The organism is Azonexus sp. (assembly GCF_036170495.1).
Taxonomy (GTDB): Bacteria; Pseudomonadota; Gammaproteobacteria; order Burkholderiales; family Rhodocyclaceae; genus Azonexus.
The window spans coordinates 1-1,204 of sequence record NZ_JAVHPH010000070.1 but is presented as its reverse complement, the minus strand read 5'-3'; the positions used below and the strand labels follow the sequence as shown (position 1 = coordinate 1,204).

Annotated in this window: 2 protein-coding genes; both read right to left on the bottom strand. The window is 64.1% G+C overall.

Annotated features, from left to right (window positions below):
- The coding region (locus tag ADADOO_RS02400; RefSeq protein WP_511274690.1) for an ABC transporter permease subunit at positions 1–475 on the bottom strand (475 nt) is incomplete at its 3' end.
- A 31-nt stretch (positions 476–506) separates the two neighbouring features.
- A partial coding sequence (locus ADADOO_RS02395; protein WP_511274688.1) for an ABC transporter ATP-binding protein occupies positions 507–1,204 on the bottom strand: 698 nt, incomplete at its 5' end.

The window sequence follows — 1,204 nt, the reverse complement described above, 5'->3', positions numbered from 1 at the left end:
CGTAGAGGTCTTCCTTGTTGACCAGCAGGCCGCCGGGGAAAGTGCTTTCGAGCAGGAAGATCGGGTTCTTGGGCAGGCCGATGTCGATCTTGTAGATGTCGCTGCCGAACAGCGTCTGCCCGAAGCCGTCGAGGAAGTAGGCCACGCCCAGCGTGGCCATCAGCAGGGTCACGCCCTCCTGGTTGACCAGCTTGCTGAGCACCAGGCGCTCGATCAGCCAGGCCACCGCGACCATCACCACCAGCGCGCCGGCAAAGGCCAGCAGGTTGGCCAGCAACTTGTTGTCGAAGCCCAGCAGCGCCGGGAACCATTCCGAGAAGCGCGCCATCGCCAGCGCCGCGAACAGCACCATCGCGCCCTGCGCGAAGTTGAACACGCCGCTGGCCTTGAAGATGAGCACGAAGCCGAGGGCGACGAGCGAATACAGCATGCCCGTCATGAGGCCGCCGATCAGCGTTTCGAGAAAGGGTCCCACGGGGTTTCCTTGGTGGCTTCGGATGGCCGGCCTAGTGGCCGGTACCGAGGTAGGCGCTGATGACGTCGGGGTTGGTGCGCACCTCGTCGGGCGTGCCATCGCCGATCTTCTTGCCGTAGTCGAGCACGACGATGCGGTCGGAGATGTCCATCACCACCCCCATGTCGTGTTCGATCAGCACGATGGTGGTGCCGTACTCGTCGTTGACGTCGAGGATGAAGCGGCTCATGTCCTGCTTCTCCTCGACGTTCATGCCGGCCATGGGTTCGTCCAGCAGCAGCACCTGCGGCTCCATGGCCAGCGCACGGCCGAGGTCGACGCGCTTCTGCAGGCCGTAGGGCAGGCGGCCCACGGGGGTCTTGCGGTAGGCCTGGATCTCGAGAAAGTCGATGATCTTCTCCACCGCCTCGCGGTGCTCGACCTCTTCCTTCTCGGCAGCGCCGAACCAGGGGTTGCGCAGCGCCTGCTGCAGGACATTGGTCTTCATCTTCAGGTTGCGCCCCGACATCAGGTTGTCGATGACGCTCATGCCCTTGAAGAGGGCCAGGTTCTGGAAGGTGCGCGCGATGCCCATCTCGGCCACCTGGCGGCTGTTCATGTGCTTGAAGGTCTGGCCCCGAAAGCTGATCGAGCCCTCCTGCGGCTGGTACACGCCGTTGATGCAGTTGAGCATGGAGCTCTTGCCCGCGCCGTTGGGCCCGATGATGGAGCGCACCTCGTGCTCGCGCA